General features: G+C 72.3%; 12 protein-coding genes and 2 tRNA genes. 9 read left to right on the top strand and 5 right to left on the bottom strand.

Annotated elements, in window-relative coordinates; genetic code table 11:
• Window positions 1-10 precede the first annotated feature (10 nt).
• Complete coding sequence (locus FYW95_RS01355) at window positions 11-2,920, top strand: FAD-binding and (Fe-S)-binding domain-containing protein (protein WP_160049883.1); 2,910 nt, start codon at window positions 11-13, stop codon at window positions 2,918-2,920.
• A gap of 49 nt (window positions 2,921-2,969) precedes the next feature.
• Here the strand turns inward: FYW95_RS01355 and FYW95_RS01350 are convergent, their stop codons facing one another.
• Together FYW95_RS01350 and FYW95_RS01345 are read right to left on the bottom strand one after the other, a co-directional pair.
• Complete coding sequence (locus FYW95_RS01350) at window positions 2,970-3,491, bottom strand: hypothetical protein (RefSeq protein ID WP_159940006.1); 522 nt, start codon at window positions 3,489-3,491, stop codon at window positions 2,970-2,972.
• Window positions 3,491-3,826 carry a hypothetical protein gene (locus FYW95_RS01345; RefSeq protein ID WP_159940008.1) on the bottom strand — a complete coding sequence of 112 codons (336 nt, stop codon included), beginning with the start codon at window positions 3,824-3,826 and terminating at the stop codon, window positions 3,491-3,493. Before FYW95_RS01345 ends, FYW95_RS01350 begins: the two co-directional genes overlap by 1 nt.
• A gap of 158 nt (window positions 3,827-3,984) precedes the next feature.
• Between FYW95_RS01345 and FYW95_RS01340 the strand changes: the two genes are divergently transcribed.
• The 6 genes from FYW95_RS01340 (at window position 3,985) to FYW95_RS01315 (ending at window position 10,590) form a co-directional block, all read left to right on the top strand.
• A tRNA-Asn gene (locus FYW95_RS01340) sits at window positions 3,985-4,057 on the top strand.
• 184 nt (window positions 4,058-4,241) lie between these two features.
• A complete protein-coding gene (locus FYW95_RS01335) occupies window positions 4,242-4,703 on the top strand; it encodes a hypothetical protein (protein ID WP_159940010.1) in 462 nt (153 codons plus the stop codon).
• Window positions 4,704-4,807: 104 nt separating this feature from the next.
• Window positions 4,808-4,880 (top strand) — tRNA-Asn (locus FYW95_RS01330).
• A gap of 765 nt (window positions 4,881-5,645) precedes the next feature.
• The gene (locus tag FYW95_RS01325) at window positions 5,646-6,422 is read left to right on the top strand and encodes a hypothetical protein (protein WP_160049882.1); all 777 of its coding nucleotides are present in this window, start codon (window positions 5,646-5,648) and stop codon (window positions 6,420-6,422) included.
• Between the two features lie 672 nt (window positions 6,423-7,094).
• On the top strand, window positions 7,095-8,660 hold the full coding sequence (locus tag FYW95_RS01320) for a carbohydrate-binding protein (protein ID WP_159940014.1): 1,566 nt from the start codon (window positions 7,095-7,097) through the stop codon (window positions 8,658-8,660).
• Between the two features lie 325 nt (window positions 8,661-8,985).
• Window positions 8,986-10,590 (top strand): glucuronyl esterase domain-containing protein, encoded by a 1,605-nt coding sequence (locus tag FYW95_RS01315; RefSeq protein WP_159940016.1) that lies wholly within the window; start codon window positions 8,986-8,988, stop codon window positions 10,588-10,590.
• 180 nt (window positions 10,591-10,770) lie between these two features.
• Here the strand turns inward: FYW95_RS01315 and FYW95_RS01310 are convergent, their stop codons facing one another.
• Window positions 10,771-11,658, bottom strand: a complete 888-nt coding sequence (locus FYW95_RS01310) for an SAM-dependent methyltransferase (protein ID WP_160049881.1) — start codon at window positions 11,656-11,658, stop codon at window positions 10,771-10,773.
• 557 nt (window positions 11,659-12,215) lie between these two features.
• Between FYW95_RS01310 and FYW95_RS01305 the strand changes: the two genes are divergently transcribed.
• Both FYW95_RS01305 and FYW95_RS01300 read left to right on the top strand, forming a co-directional pair.
• Window positions 12,216-12,935, top strand: coding sequence for a RibD family protein (locus tag FYW95_RS01305; protein WP_159940020.1), 720 nt, complete (start codon window positions 12,216-12,218; stop codon window positions 12,933-12,935).
• Window positions 12,932-13,402 carry a cytidine/deoxycytidylate deaminase family protein gene (locus FYW95_RS01300; RefSeq protein WP_159940022.1) on the top strand — a complete coding sequence of 157 codons (471 nt, stop codon included), beginning with the start codon at window positions 12,932-12,934 and terminating at the stop codon, window positions 13,400-13,402. Before FYW95_RS01305 ends, FYW95_RS01300 begins: the two co-directional genes overlap by 4 nt.
• A gap of 13 nt (window positions 13,403-13,415) precedes the next feature.
• Here the strand turns inward: FYW95_RS01300 and FYW95_RS01295 are convergent, their stop codons facing one another.
• Window positions 13,416-15,908 (bottom strand): DEAD/DEAH box helicase, encoded by a 2,493-nt coding sequence (locus FYW95_RS01295; protein ID WP_160049913.1) that lies wholly within the window; start codon window positions 15,906-15,908, stop codon window positions 13,416-13,418.
• A gap of 122 nt (window positions 15,909-16,030) precedes the next feature.
• Complete coding sequence (locus FYW95_RS01290; protein WP_159940024.1) at window positions 16,031-17,020, bottom strand: malate dehydrogenase; 990 nt, start codon at window positions 17,018-17,020, stop codon at window positions 16,031-16,033.
• Window positions 17,021-17,166: the final 146 nt, after the last annotated feature.

The following is a 17,166-nucleotide window of genomic DNA, read 5'->3' as shown; positions in this document are numbered from 1 at the left end:
GCTGAACACCATGGCCGACCCGTACAGCACCACAGACCGCACCGACGTGACCGCCCTGCGCCGCGACCTGGAGAGCCGGGTCCGCGGCACGGTCGCCCTCGATCCGGGAACCCTCGCCCTCTACACCTCCGACGCCTCCAACTACCGGCGCGTACCGCTGGCCGTGGTCGTCCCCGAGACCGTCGACGACTGCGTGGCGGCCGTGCGGACCTGCGCCGAACACGGTGTTCCGGTCGTGCCCCGGGGCGGGGGCACCTCCATCGCGGGCAACTCCATCGGCACCGGCGTGGTCATCGACACCTCCCGCCACCTGCGCGCCATCGAGCGCATCGATCCCGAGGCCCGCACCGCCACCGTCCAGCCCGGCGTCATCCTGGACGACCTGCGCAAGGCCACCGCCGAGTACGGGCTCACCTTCGCCCCCGACCCCTCCACCCACAGCCGCTGCACCATCGGCGGCATGGTCGGGAACAACGCCTGCGGCTCCCACTCGGTGGCCTGGGGCACCACAGCCGACAACATCGTCTCCCTCGACGTGCTGCTCAGCGACGGCACCCGGCTCACCGTCGGCTCCTACGACAGCGACGAACAGATGCGGGCCCTGGCCGCCCGCCCCGGCCGCGAGGGCCGGATCCACGCGGCCCTGGCCCGTCTGGTGGAGGAGTACCGGGCCGAACTGCGCACCGCCATGCCGGACTTCCGCCGCCGGGTGTCCGGCTACGCGCTGGACCGGCTGCTGCCGGAGAAGGGGCGCAACCTCGCCGCCGCCCTGGTGGGCACCGAGGGCACCTGCGTGTTCGTGCTCGGCGCCACCGTGCGCCTGGTCCAGTCGCCGCCCGCCCGCGCCCTGGCCGTCCTGGGCTACCTGGACGCGCCCGCGGCCGCCGACGCCGTCCCCGACCTGCTCGGCCACTCCCCGCTCACCGTGGAGGGCATCAACTCCCGCATGGTGGCCGATCTGGACCGGCACGGCTCGGGGCCGCGGGTCCCGCTGCCGGAGGGCGGCGCCTGGCTCCTGGTGGAGACCGCCGGGCCCGACCGCGAGGGCGCGGCCGAGGCCGCCGAGCGCATGATCGCCGATCTCTCCGGCGCCTGCCGCCCCCAGGACGCCCTCGTCGTCGCCGACCCCGCCCACCAGAAGGCGCTCTGGCGCATCCGCGAGGAGGGCGCCGGACTCACCCAGCGCACCCCCACCGGGGCCGAGGCCTGGTCCGGCTGGGAGGACGCCGCCGTACCCCCCGAGAACCTGGGCGCCTACCTGCGCGACTTCGACGACCTCATGGAGCGCCACGGCCGCTTCGGCGTGGTCTACGGGCACTTCGGCGACGGCTGCCTGCACGTGCGCATCGACTTCGAGCTCACCCACGAGCGCGGCCGCCGCGAGTACCGGGAGTTCATGGAGGAGGCCGCCGGGATCGTCGTCAAGCACAACGGCTCCCTGTCGGGGGAGCACGGCGACGGCCAGGCCCGCTCGGAGCTGCTCGCCCGCATGTACCCCGAACGCCTCATCCGGGCCTTCGGCGAGTTCAAACGCGTCTGGGACCCCGAGGGCCTCATGAACCCCGGCATCATCGTCGATCCGCTGCCGCTCGACGCCGACGTGCGGGTGGCCGCCGACACCCGCCCGACCCTCCCGCTGCTGTCGCGGACCGCCCTGGCCTACCGGGAGGACGGCGGCGACTTCGCCAAGACCCTGCGCCGCTGCTCGGGCGTGGGCAAGTGCCGCCGCCAGGAGGGGCCGGGCGTGATGTGCCCCAGCTACCAGGTCACCCAGGAGGAGAAACACTCCACCCGGGGCCGCGCCCACCTGCTGTTCGAGATGGCCAACGGCGAGGTCATCACGGACGGGTGGCGCTCGGAGGAGGTGCGCGAGAGCCTGGACCTGTGCCTGTCCTGCAAGGGCTGCCTGAGCGACTGCCCGGTCAACGTGGACATGGCCAGCTACAAGGCCGAGTTCCTGCACCAGCACTACCGGGGGCGGGTGCGCCCGGCCGCCCACTACTCGATGGGCTGGCTGCCGGTCTGGGCGCGCCTGGCCTCGCTCGCCCCGGCCGAGGCCGAGCGCGCCACCCGGCTGCCCGGGGTCTCCCGCCTGGCCAAGCGGCTGGCGGGCGTGGCCGCCGAACGCGACCTGCCCTCCTTCGCCCGCACCACCTTCACCCGGGCCTTCCGGCGCCGCGCCGCACGCGGTGGGGCGCGCACCGAGGGGCCGCGGGTGGTGCTGTGGCCGGACACCTTCGGCAACCACATGAACCCGGGCGTGCCCGCCGCCGCCGTGCGCGTGCTGGAGGACGCGGGGTTCCGCGTGGTACTGCCCCGGGGACAGGTGTGCTGCGGCCTGACCTGGGTCTCCACCGGACAGCTGGAGGTGGCGCGCGCGGTCATGCGCCGCGCGGTGCGGGCCCTGGCGCCGCTGGTGGAGGAGGGCCTGCCCGTGGTGGGGCTGGAGCCCAGCTGCACCGCGGCCCTGCGCCACGACCTGGTGGAGCTGCTCCCCGGGCCCGAGAGCGAGAGGGTGGCCGCGGCCGTGCGCACGCTGGCCGGGTTCCTCAACGAGTACGCGCCCGACTGGCGGCCGCCGCGGATCGACGCCTCGGCCCTGGCCCAGGTGCACTGCCACCAGCACGCGGTGATGGGCTTCGACGACGACCGGGCGCTGATCGCCCGTGCCGGGATCGACGGCGAGGTCCTGGACTCGGGGTGCTGCGGCCTGGCGGGCGACTTCGGCTTCACCGAGGGCCACTACGAGGTGTCCGCGGCCATCGGCGAGCGCGAACTGCTGCCCCGTGTGCGCGCGGCCGGCCCGGACACCCTCGTGCTCGCCGACGGCTACAGCTGCCGAACCCAGATCGGCCAGGGGACCGGCCGCCGGGCCCTGCACCTGGCCGAGGTCCTGGCCCGGGGGCTCGGCGAGCGGTGAGCCGGACGCGCCACCGGTGAGGCGGCCCGCGGCGGCCTCCGGAGGGGGCTTACACGCCCATCTGGTCGCGCAGCTCCGCCAGGGCCCGGGAGACGGCGTCGGGCAGGTGCTGGTCGTCCGGGTCGACCCCCTCGCCCAGGTGGACGCGCCAGGAGACCTCGGCGCCCCCCGGCGGACGGCGCGCCACCAGCCGGAAGCCGGTGGCGGAGTCAGGCTCGGGGAAGGGCACGAAGCGGTTGACCAGGATGGTGGCGGTGACGCGCTCGGAGACGGTCTCGGCCAGGCGGCGGTAGTCCACGCCGTCGGTGCCGGGGCCTGAGCGCAGCGCCACGACGTGCTCTCCCGAGTTCTCCTCCAGGAAGGTGAGGGTGTCGGGGGTCCAGCGGGCCCGGTCGATGTCCTGCCAGGGCACGGCGCGGCCGTCGGGCAGGTGCAGGGCGCGCGTGGTGGCGACCAGGACGGGCTCCTCGGCGCCGCCCCGGGCCGCGGCGGGCGCGTGCGCCAGCACGCGCTCGCCGCGCTCCAGCCGGGCGCGCACCCCGGCGGGTACGCCCCTGGAGAACAGGGCCACTAGCGGTCCCCGCCGGGCGCGCCCCCGTCGCCCGGCGGCTGGGTGCCGTTGGAGCTGTGGGCCTCCCACTCGACGAGCTCGGCCTCCTCGTCGGTGGGCCGGGCCAGGAAGTCGCGCAGCGACGTGACCGGCACCTTGTGCACGGCCTTGTCGTAGACGGTGCGGCCCGCGTTGCTGACCTGGGCGCCGACGAGACCGGCGACCTCCTGGACGACGGGGCTGTCCGCCACCTTGCGGGCGGTGCGGGCGAGCTGCTCGTAGCGGGCCCTGCCCGCCCTGGCCCCCAGGACGTAGCCGATGGCGAGTCCGGCGGCGAACGTGATCCGGTAGCGCATGGGGTACCTCTTCAGCCTTGGAGACGATCGGCGGGATCCTGATTCGACGTTACCCCGAGGGGGCTGGGGCACACATGCCGACACCGGTCACGAGCACTCCGCGGGCACGCTAACCTAGACCTGTCGCCGAGGCCCGTGGGGCCCCGGGCGGCGCCCGATCCCGCGTAGCTCAATTGGCAGAGCAGCCGGCTGTTAACCGGCAGGTTATTGGTTCGAGTCCAATCGCGGGAGCAGTGCGGACGGGTCCCTCCCCCGGGAGGGGCCCGTCGTCGTTTCCGCACCCCTCTCCCGTCCGCGACCTGGTCCGCTGGCCGGGCTCCCGGTTCCTGCTGTAAGGTCACGGCCATCCAGGTGACCCGTGCCCCCGGTTTTCCCCTCACACCCCTTTCCCGGGTACGGCGACAAGCGAGGACCGATGCCAGGCACCACCGTGGAGACCACCGGACGCCCCCGAGCGGTGGAGGCCGCCTTCCTCCTCCTGCTCGCCTACGTCGCCGCAGGCCCCGTCACCTGGGTGCTGGACGTGCTCGTCATCGCCCCGACGGGATGGAGCGAGATGCGCGCCGCGGACGGGGGCAACGGCCTTCGCCAGCTTCTCATCTCAGGCTCCTTCACTCTGCTGACCGCGGTGTTGGGCGTCATCCTCGCCGTCCTGGTGCGCCTGGGCCTCGACTGGGCCCGTGCCGTGGTCGCCGCCGTTGGCGTCCTCGCCGTGCTGATCAGCCTGATCACCGTCACCATGGACGGTACGGCGTTCCAGGTGACGCCCTACGAGCTCCTGGCCCGGACCGTCCCGAACCTCATGGGCCTGACCGCCCTCGTGCTCCTGTTCCTGCCGCGGTCCAACGCCTACTTCTCCCGGCGGCGGGGGTCCTAGGCCCGCGGACCGGCACCGGGCGGAAAACGCGTCGCGAGCACCCTCCGGAAGGCGCTAGGCTTGGGGGCGTCGCCGAGGCCCGTGGGGCCCCAGGCGGCGCCCGATCCCGCGTAGCTCAATTGGCAGAGCAGCCGGCTGTTAACCGGCAGGTTATTGGTTCGAGTCCAATCGCGGGAGCAGTGCGGACGGGTCCCTCCCCCGGGAGGGGCCCGTCGTCGTTTCCGGGCGGCACCGCCCCGCGCGGACGAGAACGCAGCAGGCCCAGGGGTGTCCTTCCGAGCGCCCGGCAGCGGGGCGAGTAACCCGCGACCAGCTTCAAGGACGCTCTGAGGTCACGGGGCGGCAGGCGGCGGGCACCCCCGCCGCCGCGTACGCGGTCAGCCCGTGCACCCCCCTCGCCGGGGGCCGGGCCCCCGGTTCCGGAGCGCTCCGCCGCGTATGGTCATCCCCCGGCCGGGGTAGGCGTCGGTCAGACCACCGCCCCGTCGGCACCCCCGGTGCCAGGAAGCGGGCCCGGGGTGCCTGCTCCCGGACGGGGCGGTGGTCGCCCGATGCCGACGGGAACCGGTGAGATCCCCAGACCCGTAGGCGGTGACCGCACCTTCCCGGTCGGTCCGGGGCGGGGGAGGGGACTCTCCCCCCAGGGGTACGTCGGTCCGGCGTGACGTAGGCACGCCACGGCGGTGACGTGCCGGGGTTTCGGATCCCCTGCCTCGTCCGAGGAGCCCCGGACGCAGGAAAACCCCGCACCGTCCTGACGAACAGGGAGTGCGGGGCTTTTCGCGTTGGGCCGCGCCCTCGTTCTCGGTGCCCACCTGGTCACCAGGTTTTCGAGAGATAACGGGACGTTCCCGGCCTCCGTGTGCCCCCATGGTTCGCTCCGGGCAGGCCCAAGGGAGCCGCCAGGGCACCGGCCCCGGCACCAGCTCACCAGGAGCGCCCATGACCCAGGCACCCGCCCGCCCCGACACGGCCCCCGGGGACTGGCCCGACACCCGCCAGCCGGACAACACCAAGATCGACGCGCAGATCCGCGAGCTGGGCTACGACCCGGTCAACAAAAAGGGCATGGACGGCATGCACTTCCTCTTCGCGGCCGACTACACCACCACGGACGGCGCGCAATTCCTGAACGATGCCCTGAAGGACAAGAGCTACAAGGTGATCGTGCGCTCGCAGGTGCTCACCTTCGCTCCGGGGCCCTTCCAGGCGGTCTCCGACCTCTACACCAACTGCACCGAAGACACGGCCCCCATGGAACTCCAGTGGTCGCAGACGGTGTCCAGCACGATGTCCTTCGAGGTCACAGCGGGTGTGGAGGCCACGTTCTTCGAGGTGGTCAAGGCGTCCATGTCGATGTCCTTCGGCATGTCCTGGACCACGTCGGAGACGTTCTCCAGTACCTACGGTATGCAGGTGCGCTCCAAGCACCTGGGGTGGATGGAACGCTCCGCCAACCGCCAGACCATCACCGGAGAGATCTGGGTCATCAAGGAGCCGGACTTCTTCACTATCGCGTGGTACGGGAACGGGCAGATCACCGGGCAGGCCACGGACGGGCGCCCCAAGGGCACGCTGGTGCCCAAGACCCGCCCGATGACCCAGGGCGAGATCAGCAAGTTCTGCACCACCCGCCAAGACGACGGGGTCGGCCCGGTCCTCCCCTCCTTCGCGCTGCCCTACCTGAGCGCGGTCTCGCTGGACGCCCAGGAGGAGTAGCGGCCGCGGGCGAGTACGCAACACGGAGTCGCGACCTGACACCGAAAGTGATGGGAGTGCCATGAAGAACACCACCCGGACGCTGACCGTCCCCGCCCTGACCCCGGCCGGGTCCTTCACCGCCGCCAGTCCGGCCGCCGCCGTCCCCCGGACTCGACGGCCTCATGGGCGGCCTCCCCTCGCTCCTCCCCCCCGAACCCGGATAAGGAGGTGCGCCGGGGTGCCGGTGCACACCGGGTGAGACCAGGACACACCGGCGGCCCGCACCCCTTGTTCGCCCGGGTTGCGGGCCGTCGCGGCGGTCGCCGGCCTGCCCGTCGCCCCTTTCCGGCCTGTCTTGTCCGCCCCGCGGGGCCTCGAACCCGGTGTCCCCGATCCCGTGGCGCGCGTAGTCCGGGGTCTGGCCGTGCCAGCCGGTCAGCACGCCCTCATCCGGGGGTTCCCGCGTCCGGCCACCACGGTCGTCCTCCCCCGGGAAGGGGCCCGTCGCCGTTTCCGGGCGACCCCGCCCCGCGCGGACAAAAACGCCGAGGGTCTGTTGACGCGACCTTGGCAAGCGCTTACCGTTCCGCAGAAAGCGCTTTCCTTCTCCGTGGGGGGAGGGGGCGGACGCCGTGCGGCACCCGGCCCCTCCTCTCTCCACCCCCCACACCCCCCGACCTGGAGAAGACCATGAAACTCAGACACGTCACGGCGTGCGCCGTCCTGCTGGCGGGCTCGCTCGTCGCTCTGTCCGGTACCGCGGCGCAGGCGGCCTCCACCCGCTACGAGGCCGAGAACTCCCCGGCCGTGTGCACCGGCACCATCGACTCCGACTGGAGCGGCTACTCCGGCAGCGGTTTCTGCAACGGCACCAACACCGTCGGAGCCCACACCCAGTTCGGCGTGGACGCCTCCGCGTCGGGCACCGCGACCCTGCGGGTCCGCTTCGCCAACGGCACCGCCTCGGCCCGCCCCGCGCAGGTGGTGGTGAACGGCTCGGCGATCGCGTCGGTCTCCTTCGAGGGCACCGGCGCCTGGAACTCCTGGGCGACCAAGACGCTCACGGTGCCCCTTGGGTCGGGCGGCAACACCGTCCGGCTCCACCCCACCGGCTCCGAGGGCCTGCCCAACGTCGACTACCTCGACGTAGAGACGGGCGACACCCCGCCGCCTCCGGGCTCGGCGCTGTACGTGGCGCCCGGCGGCACCGCGAACGCGGCCGGAACGGAGTCCGCCCCCACGACCCTCGCCTCGGCGATCGGCCGGGTCGCCTCCGGCGGAACGATCTACGTGAGGGGCGGCACCTACCGTTACTCGCAGACGATCACCATTCCCCAGGGCAACAACGGCACCCCGGGGGACCGCACGGAACTGTTCGCCTACCCCGGTGAGACCCCCGTGCTGGACTTCTCGGCCATGAGCGAGAACTCCGCCAACCGCGGGCTCGCCGTGAACGGGTCCTTCTGGCACGTCCGCGGCATCGTGGTCGAGCGGGCCGGGGACAACGGGATCTTCGTCGGCGGAAGCAACAACGTCCTCGAACGCACGGTGACCCGCTTCAACCGCGACACCGGGCTCCAGCTCTCCCGGATCTCCTCCACCACCCCGCGCGACCAGTGGCCGTCCCACAACCTCATCCTGAGCGCTGAGTCGCACGACAACGCCGACTCCGACGGCGAGGACGCCGACGGCTTCGCCGCCAAGCTCACCTCCGGCCCCGGCAACGTCTTCCGCTACGCCGTGGCCCACCACAACATCGACGACGGCTGGGACCTCTACACCAAGACCGACACCGGGGCCATCGGCGCTGTGACCATCGAGGACTCCCTCGCCTACGGGAACGGCACCCTGAGCAACGGCACCCAGAACCCCAGCGGCGACCGCAACGGCTACAAGCTGGGCGGCGAGGACATCGGGGTCAACCACGTCATCCGGCGCAGTATCGCCTACGACAACGGCAAGCACGGGTTCACGTACAACCGCAACCCCGGCACCATGACGGTGTCGAACAACCTCAGCGTCGGCAACGCGCAGCGCAACTTCAACTTCGAGGCGGGCACCTCGGTGTTCCGGAACAACACCTCATGCGACAGCGGGTCGACCGACCGCTTCGTCGGGAACGCCGACGGCTCGAACCAGTTCTGGTCCGGCTCCAACGGGTCCCGGTGCTCCTCCTACACCGGTTCCCTGGGCTGGTCCTTCGCCTCGGACGGTCGCCTCGTCGTGACCCTCGGAGGCCGTCAGGTGCAACTGTGACCTGACGTCGGGTGCCAGCGAGCACCACGGCGCCGACCGCGGGGCCCTTTCCGGCAGGGGAGGGCCCCGTCCAGTGCCCACTCCTTTCCACCCATGACCCGATGATCCTTTTCCGAAATTCTTCCGGAAAATTCCCGTAAAGTCTGGCTGGAAAGCGGTCTCCTTCCTACGATGGTTTCACTCCCGGTTCCGGACCCGCGACCCTCCGTCCTCCGAACACGCCTCCGCGGGAGCGGTGGCCCCGCCGGGCCGAGCCGGACCACCCCCCATCCGGCGCGCGCGAGGGGCCCGTCCCGTCGGCCGCGCGCTCCTCCCGGAGGTCTCCATGTCCTTCCACCGACACCGGCACCGACACCGTCCCCGAACGTGGGCTGCCGCAGCCCTGGCGGTCGCCGCCGGCCTGGCCGCCCTGACCCTGGCACCGGCACCGGCCGCGGCCAGTCCGGACGAGCACAACGGCGCCGACTGCGCGGTGCCCGGCTCGGGCTCCCCGGCGTCCACCTCCCAGCTCCCCGACCCCTTCACCCGGCTGGACGGCACGCGCGTGTCCACCGCGGACGAGTGGGAGTGCCGCCGGGCCGAGATCCACGAGCTGGCCGAGCGCTCCGTCTACGGATCCAAGCCCGCTCCGCCGGACAGCGTGACGGGATCCGTCTCCTCGTCCCGGATCACCGTGAACGTGACGGACCAGGGCCGCAGCACCAGCTTCTCCGCCTCGGTCGACCTGCCGAGCGGCCAGGGTCCCTTCCCGGCCGTGATCGTCTACGGGGGCTTCGGGGCGGACACGGCCACGATCAAGGCCGCCGGTGCCGCCGTCATCAGCTACGACCCCTTCGCGGTCGGGGCGGAGGGCACGTCCCGGGGCAGCAAGCGGGGCGCGTTCTACGACCTCTACGGCTCCTCCAGCGGTACGGGACTGCTCATGGCCTGGGCCTGGGGCACGAGCCGGATCATCGACGTCCTCGAACAGTCCGGCGGTGCCGTCCTGCGTACCGACGCCACCGGCGTCACGGGGTGTTCGCGCTACGGCAAGGGCGCCCTCGTCGCCGGCGCCTTCGACCAGCGCGTGGACCTGACCATGCCGATCGAGTCGGGTACCGGCGGAGTTCCCGCCCTGCGCGCGGTCGCCCAGGAGAGCGGAGCCCAACCGCTGAGCAGCGCCTACGGCGAGCAGCCGTGGCTGGGCGACGCCTTCGGCGACTACACGGGCAACCCGAACGCGCTGCCGGTGGACACACACCAGATCGTCGGCATGGTCGCGCCGCGGGGCCTGCTCATCATGGACAACCCGCACGTCGACTGGCTGGGCGCCCGCTCCGCCAGCGTCGCCGCCCGGGGCGGGGCCGAGGTCTACCGGGCGCTCGGCGCCGAGGCCAACATCAGTTACTGGTCCGACGTCCAGGACGGCACCCACTGCGCCAGCAGATCCGAGTGGCGGGGACCGCTGCGGCAGAGCATCGAGGCCTTCCTGCTGGGGACGGGCCAGGCGCCCGGTGTGTTCCGCGTCTCGCCCGCCAAGTCCGGCGACCTGTCCGCGTGGCGGAACTGGCAGACCCCGGTGCTGACCGGCGGCGGGGACCCGGGTGACGGCGACCCCGGGGACGGTGGTCCGGGCGACGGCGAGGACGGCGCCTGCACCGCCAGCTACCGCACGGTCAACAGCTGGTCCGGAGGGTTCCAGGGCGAGGTGTCGGTCCGCAACGACGGCACCACCCCGCTCGACGGCTGGACCGTCGGCATGACCCTGGCCTCCGGTCAGTCGATCGCCAACCTCTGGAACGGGCAGAACACCGGCACCAGCGGGTCCGTGCGGGTGCGCAACACCCCCTGGAACGGCACGGTGGCCGCCGGAGCCGCGGTCACGTTCGGGTTCGTCGTCAGCGGCGGTTCGTCCGCTCCGCCCGGCGGCGTCAGTTGCGCCAGCCCCTGATCCGGGCGGCGCGCGCGTACGCGGGGAGCGGGGTCCTTCCGCGGGAGGGGCCCCGTGGCCGTCGCCCCGGCTTCCCACGGCACTCCGTTCCGGCGAACCGGGTCCGGTGGGAGGGCGGCCCCTCGCCCGCTGCCGGGCCACGGCGGCTCCAACGCGGGTCAGAGGGCGACGGGAGAGGGATCAGATTTCGCCGATGCCGCCGATCAGCAGGCGGCGGTTGCGCTGGGGCATCTGGTAGCAGCCGGGCACGGGCGGTGCCACGGGCAGCGTGCGCCAGCGCTGGACCTCGATCACTCCGGGCTCGCTGATCCGCCAGCCCTCGAAGAAGGCCTCGATGGCCTGGCGGGAGCGCCAGCGACCGGATCCGAGACGGTCCAGGAAGAGCCGCTCCAGCTGTTCGGTCCGCGCGACGTCCTTGGGGAAGGCGGCGGAGTCGGGACGGCAGTAGTGGCTGAGGACCATGCGGCTTCCGGGGGCCAGGGCGTCGCGCAGGGCGGCGATGTGCTTCCCCGGAGTGTCGGCGTCGGAGGTGTGCGCGACCACGCCGGTGAGCAGCAGGCCCACGGGCTCGTCGAGGTCGAGGAAGCCCCGGGTCTCGGAGCTGCGCAGGAGTTGGTCCGGCTGGGTGAGCCCGGCCCGTACCGCCGTGGTGGTGCGCCCGTCGCGCAGCAGAGCCAGGTGGTGGGTCAGTACCACCGGGTCGTCGGTGGCGTAGAGGACGCGGGCCGAGGGGTCGCTCTCGTGCGCGATCTCGTGTGGGTCGCCGGGCGCGGGCAGGCCCGCGCCGAGCTGGACGAACTGGCGGATACCCAGGTCCTCGCTCAGGTGCCGTACCGCCCGCTGCAGGAAGGCGCGCTCACCCAGGACCAGGTCCTGGAACCCGGGGGCCACCTGCTCCGCCCGGCTGGCCAGGTCCCGGTCCACCTCGAAGTGGTCCTTGCCCTTGAGGTGGAAGGAGTGCAGCCGTGCCAGACTCGGTCGGGTCAGATCGAGGGGGGGCGGGGGATTGGCCCGGACGTGGTTGCCCCCCGCCCGCCTCAGGAAGTCGGGAGAGGTGAATCGAGACATCGCCGTCCTCTTGTCGGAGGTGGGGAAGTGGGTCGACCACTGGATTCTATTCCGAGTGTGCGGTGTTGTTAACCGAGTCACAGACACGGGATGGAGAAATCATCGCTCGGAGTGCCCGGGAAGTGTCGAGGAGTACGGCCGAGGGTGCTCTTGGGGTGGCTAGTACTTATATGCTCAATGTCCATTATGTGGCGTATTGGGGAGGGCTCTCGGTGCACGCAAGCCCGTGGGTGCGGGCTTCGGGCGTATACGGCTGTCAACCCCTGTGACTCCGGCGCCTTCGGGGAGAGCGTCGGTCGGACCGCGCCGGGCGCGATCGGAACCCGGGCTTCCCCGTGCCCGGCCGTGGAGAAAGGAACGTGGTCACCGCCCGGCGGGCCATTCTTTGCCGCGCGGCGGCTGCCTGCGGGAATCAGCTTTCTGGACACGGAATTCCCGCCCACCCGACCGACGATGGGACGTATCGGAAATCGCTCCCGCCCACCCGCGTCCACGGCTCTCCGGTCGCCTGCGGCGCCCTCCGGGGCCCGGCCCGCGCCTCACGTAGGATGATCCGCGTGGACCGCCCCTATACCATCCTCAGCTGCGCCATGTCGGTCGACGGACGCATCGACGACACCGGCCCGGAGCGGCTCCGCCTCTCCAACCCGGCCGACTTCGCCGAGATCGACGCCCTGCGCGCGGAGTGCGACGCGATCCTCGTCGGCGCGGGCACCCTGCGGACCGACGACCCCCGGCTCCTGGTCCGCTCACCCGAGCTGCGCGAGCGCCGACGCGCCAGGGGGCGCACCGAGCACCTGCTCAAGGCCCTGGTCACGCGCAGCGGAAGGGTCGACCCCGCCGCCCGTTTCTTCGCCACCGGCGACGCGGGGGCCGTGGTCTACACCGGGGGAGCGGGCGTGTCCACCGCCCGTGAGGCGCTGGGCCGCCGCCCCGACGCCGACCCGCCCGCCGAGGTCGTGGACGCGGGCGACCCGCCCACCGCCGCGGCCGTCCTGGCCGACCTGGCCGGACGCGGAGTGGAACGGCTGCTGGTCGAGGGCGGCGGGCACATCCACACCCTGTTCCTCACCTCCGGACTGGTCGACGAGCTGCGGCTCGCCGTGGCCCCCTTCTTCGTGGGCGAGGAGGCGGCCCCGCGCTTCGTCCTGCCCGCCGCCTTCCCCCAGGGCCCCGGCGCGCCGATGCGCCTGGCGGAGGCACGCTCGCTCGGGGACGTGGCGGTCCTGCGCTACCGCCTGAGCGACCGGGAGGACGGCGCGGGGGAGCGGGGGTGAGCTCCGGTCCGCCACCGTCCGAGGGGACGGCCGACGCCCTCTGGCTGCGCCGTACCGTCGGGCTGTCGCGCTCGTGCCCGCCCTCGGCCACCGCCTTCTCGGTGGGCTGCGCGGTGGTCGCCGCCGACGGCACCCTCCTGGGGGAGGGCTATTCGCGCCGGGACGACCCCCGCGACCACGCCGAGGAGACGGCCCTGCGCGGGATCGACCCCGAGGACCCCCGGCTGGCCGCCGCCACCCTGTACTCGTCGCTGGAGCCGTGCAGCTCCCGCTCCTCCCGGCCGCTGGCGTGCAGCGACCTCATCCTGACGACGCCGGTGGCGAGGGTGGTCTTCGCCTGGCGCGAGCCCGCCCTGTTCGTGGACTGCGACGGGGCCGAGCGCCTGCGCGCCGCGGGGCGGACCGTGGTGGAGCGCCCCGACCTGGCCGGGGCGGTCCGCGAGGTCAACGCCCACCTGCTGGGCTGAGCCGCGCGCCCGCTCAGAGCCGGTTGACGTCCACCACGCGGACCACCGCCCGGCCCTCGGCGTCGGAGGCGGCCAGGTCCACCTCGGCGCTGATGCCCCAGTCGTGGTCGCCCGCAGGGTCGGCGAGGATCTGGCGCACCCGCCACAGCTCCGGTTCCCGCTCGATGAGCAGCATCGCCGGACCGCGCGCGTCGGGACCGGTGCCGATCTCGTCGTGCTCCTCGAAGTACTCCTCCAGGGCCTCCGCCCAGGCCTCGGCGTCCCACTCCCCGTTCTCCTCCAGGGCGCCCAGCTCGCCGAAGCGGCGGCGTGCGGCCAGTTCCACCCGCCGGAACATCTCGTTGCGCACCAGCACCCGGAAGGCCCGGGCGTTCGTGGTCACCGGGCGCACCCTCTCCTCGGCGGGCTCGTCCTCCGCGGGGGCCTCCGCCTCGGGGTTGGTCAGCTGCTCCCACTCGTCCAGCAGGCTGGAGTCGACCTGGCGCACCAGCTCGCCCAGCCACTCGATGAGGTCGCGCAGCTCCTCGGTCTTGGCGTCGTCGGGCACCGTCTGGTTCAGCGCCTTGTACGCGCTGGCCAGGTAGCGCAGTACCAGGCCCTCCGAGCGGGCCAGCTCGTAGTAGCCCACGTACTCGGTGAAGGTCATCGCCCGCTCGTACATGTCGCGGGCCACCGTCTTGGGCCGGAGCGGGTGGTCGCCCACCCACGGGTGGCCGCGCCGGTAGACCTCGTAGGCGTGGCTGAGCAGCTCCTCCAGCGGCTTGGGGTAGTCGACCTCCTCCAGCCGTTCCATGCGCTCGTCGTACTCGACACCGTCCATCTTCATCTGCTGGACGGCCTCGCCGCGCGCCTTGTTGAGCTGCGCGCCCAGGATCTGGCGGGGGTCGTCCAGGGTGGACTCCACCACGCTGAGCACGTCCAGCGGGTAGGCGGGCGACTCCTTGTCCAGCAGCTCCAGCGCGGCCAGCGCGAAGGTCGACAGGGGCTGGTTGAGCGCGAAGTCGGACTGCAGGTCCACCGTCAGCCGCGCGGTGCGCCCCTGCTCGTCGGGTTCGTCCAGCGTCTCCACGATCCCGCCGTCCAGCAGCGACCGGTAGATGGCGATCGCCTCGCGGATGTGGCGGCGCTGCGTCTTGCGGTCGTCGTGGTTCTCCCGCAGCAGGTGGCGCATCGAGGAGAAGCAGTCGCCGGGCCGGTTGATCACGCTCAGCAGCATGGCGTTGCTCACCCGGAACCGCGAGGTCAGCGGTTCGGGCTCGGACTCGATGAGCTTGCGGAAGGTGGCCTCGTCCCAGGAGACGAACCCCTCGGGGGCCTTCTTGCGCACCACCTTGCGCCGCTTCTTGGTGTCGTCGCCCGCCTTGGCCAGCGCCTTCTCGTTCTCGATGACGTGCTCGGGGGCCTGGGCCACCACGTGGCCCACGGTGTCGAAGCCCGCGCGACCGGCCCGCCCGGCGATCTGGTGGAACTCGCGGGCGCGCAGGCGGCGCACCCGGATTCCGTCGTACTTGCTCAGGGCCGTGAACAGCACGGTGCGGATGGGCACGTTCACGCCCACGCCCAGGGTGTCGGTGCCGCAGATGACCTTGAGCAGCCCGGCCTGGGCCAGTCGCTCCACCAGCCGCCGGTACTTGGGCAGCATCCCCGCGTGGTGCACGCCGATGCCGTGCCGCACGTAACGCGACAGGTTGCGCCCGAACCGGGTGGTGAAGCGGAAGTTGCCGATCTCCGCCGCGATCGCCGCCTTCTCCTCCTTGGTGCACATGTTGATGCTGGTGAGCGACTGCGCGCGCTCCACCGCCTGCGCCTGGGTGAAGTGCACGATGTAGACCGGGGCCTGGCCGCTGCCCAGCAGCTCCTCCAGGGTCTCGTGCAGCGGGGTGACCCGGTAGTCGTAGTAGAGCGGGACGGGGCGCTCGGCGGAGGCCACCACGGCGGTGGACCTGCCGGTGCGCTCCTCCAGGTCCTCCTCGAAGCGGCTGACGTCGCCCAGTGTGGCCGACATCAGGACGAACTGCGCCTGCGGCATCTCCAGCAGGGGCACCTGCCAGGCCCACCCGCGGTCCGGTTCGGCGTAGAAGTGGAACTCGTCCATGATGACGGTGTTGATGTCGGCGTGCGCGCCCTCGGCCAGCGCGATCTGCGCGAGCACCTCGGCCGTGCAGCACACGATGGGCGCGTCGGCGTTGACGCTGGCGTCACCGGTCATCATGCCGACGTTCTCGGTGCCGAAGATCTTGCACAGGTCGAAGAACTTCTCCGAGACCAGCGCCTTGATCGGCGCGGTGTAGAACGCGCACTCGTCCCGGGCCAGGGCGGCGAACAGCGCGCCCGTGGCCACCAGGCTCTTGCCCGAGCCGGTGGGGGTGTTGAGGATGACGTTGGACCCGGAGACGACCTCGATGAGGGCCTCCTCCTGGTGGGGGTAGAGGGTGAGGCCCCGCTCCTCGGCCCACAAAGCGAACGCCTCGAAGAGGGAGTCGGGTTCAGGTTCGGCCGGAAGCACATCGATGAGACTCACGGTCTCTATACTGCCTGCTCCGCGAAGCCCTTCGGGACGGTGCGCCGCCCCCACGACGACGGGCACGCCCCGCGTGGGGCGCGCCCGTCACCGTGTCGCTCCGGTCGTCAGACCAGGCCGAGCTGCTTGACGGTGTCGCGCTCCTCGACGAGCTCCTTGACGGAGGCGTCGATGCGGCCGCGGGAGAACTCGTCGATCTCCAGGCCCTGCACGATCTCCCACCTGCCGTCGCGCGAGACGACCGGGAAGGAGGAGATGAGGCCCTCGGGCACGCCGTAGGAGCCGTCGGAGGGAACGGCCGCGGAGGTCCAGTCGCCCTCGGGGGTGCCGTTGACCCAGTCGTAGACGTGGTCGATGGCGGCGTTGGCGGCGGAGGCGGCCGAGGAGGCGCCCCGGGCCTCGATGATCGCGGCGCCGCGCTTGGCGACGGTGGGGATGAAGTCGTTCTCCAGCCAGGCCTGGTCGCCCACGGCCTTGGCGGCGTTGGCGCCGTTCACCTCGGCGTGGAACAGGTCCGGGTACTGGGTGGCGGAGTGGTTGCCCCAGATGGTCAGCTTCTTGATGTCGTTGATCGACACGTCGAGCTTCTTGGCGAGCTGGGTGAGCGCGCGGTTGTGGTCCAGGCGGGTCATCGCGGTGAAGCGCTCGGCCGGGACGTCGGGGGCGTGGCTCTGCGCGATGAGCGCGTTGGTGTTGGCGGGGTTGCCGACCACCAGCACGCGGATGTCGTCGGCGGCACCGGCGTTGATCGCCTCACCCTGGGGCTTGAAGATCCCGCCGTTGGCCTCCAGCAGGTCACCGCGCTCCATGCCCTTGCCGCGCGGGCGGGCGCCGACCAGCAGGGCGACGTTGGCGCCCCGGAAGGCCTGGGTGGCGTCGTCGAAGATGTCGATGCCCTGGAGCAGCGGGAACGCGCAGTCGTCCAGCTCCATGGCCGTGCCCTCGGCGGCCTTGACGGCCTGCGGGATCTCCAGCAGGCGCAGCTTCACCGGGGTGTCGGCGCCGAGCAGCTGGCCGGAGGCGATCCGGAACAGCAGCGCGTAGCCGATCTGCCCGGCGGCGCCGGTTACGGTCACGTTGACAGGTGCTTTGGACATAGCGTGAACTCTCCTGAACGACGTTGTGCGACCCGCGATGTTACCAACGGGTTCACGCGGCGCCGGTGCCGGGCGCTGGGGGCCGTCCATGGCGCGCCGCACCTCAACACCCTAGACCTCGGACTCCGGCGGCCGGTGACCCAGGG

Source organism: Nocardiopsis sp. FR4 (assembly GCF_009830945.1).
Lineage (GTDB): Bacteria > Actinomycetota > Actinomycetes > Streptosporangiales > Streptosporangiaceae > Nocardiopsis.
Note: the sequence above shows the minus strand (reverse complement) of the source record. Positions and strands in the feature narration are given on the sequence as shown.

Excerpts from the sequence above, each read along its gene's own strand:
- FYW95_RS01355 (WP_160049883.1), top strand. The coding sequence starts at position 11 with ATGGCCGACCCGTACAGCACCACAGACCGCACCGACGTGACCGCCCTG.
- FYW95_RS01345 (WP_159940008.1), bottom strand. The coding sequence starts at position 3,826 with ATGCGCTACCGGATCACGTTCGCCGCCGGACTCGCCATCGGCTACGTC.
- FYW95_RS01335 (WP_159940010.1), top strand. The coding sequence starts at position 4,242 with ATGCCAGGCACCACCGTGGAGACCACCGGACGCCCCCGAGCGGTGGAG.
- FYW95_RS01325 (WP_160049882.1), top strand. The coding sequence starts at position 5,646 with ATGACCCAGGCACCCGCCCGCCCCGACACGGCCCCCGGGGACTGGCCC.
- FYW95_RS01320 (WP_159940014.1), top strand. The coding sequence starts at position 7,095 with ATGAAACTCAGACACGTCACGGCGTGCGCCGTCCTGCTGGCGGGCTCG.
- FYW95_RS01315 (WP_159940016.1), top strand. The coding sequence starts at position 8,986 with ATGTCCTTCCACCGACACCGGCACCGACACCGTCCCCGAACGTGGGCT.
- FYW95_RS01310 (WP_160049881.1), bottom strand. The coding sequence starts at position 11,658 with ATGTCTCGATTCACCTCTCCCGACTTCCTGAGGCGGGCGGGGGGCAAC.
- FYW95_RS01290 (WP_159940024.1), bottom strand. The coding sequence starts at position 17,020 with ATGTCCAAAGCACCTGTCAACGTGACCGTAACCGGCGCCGCCGGGCAG.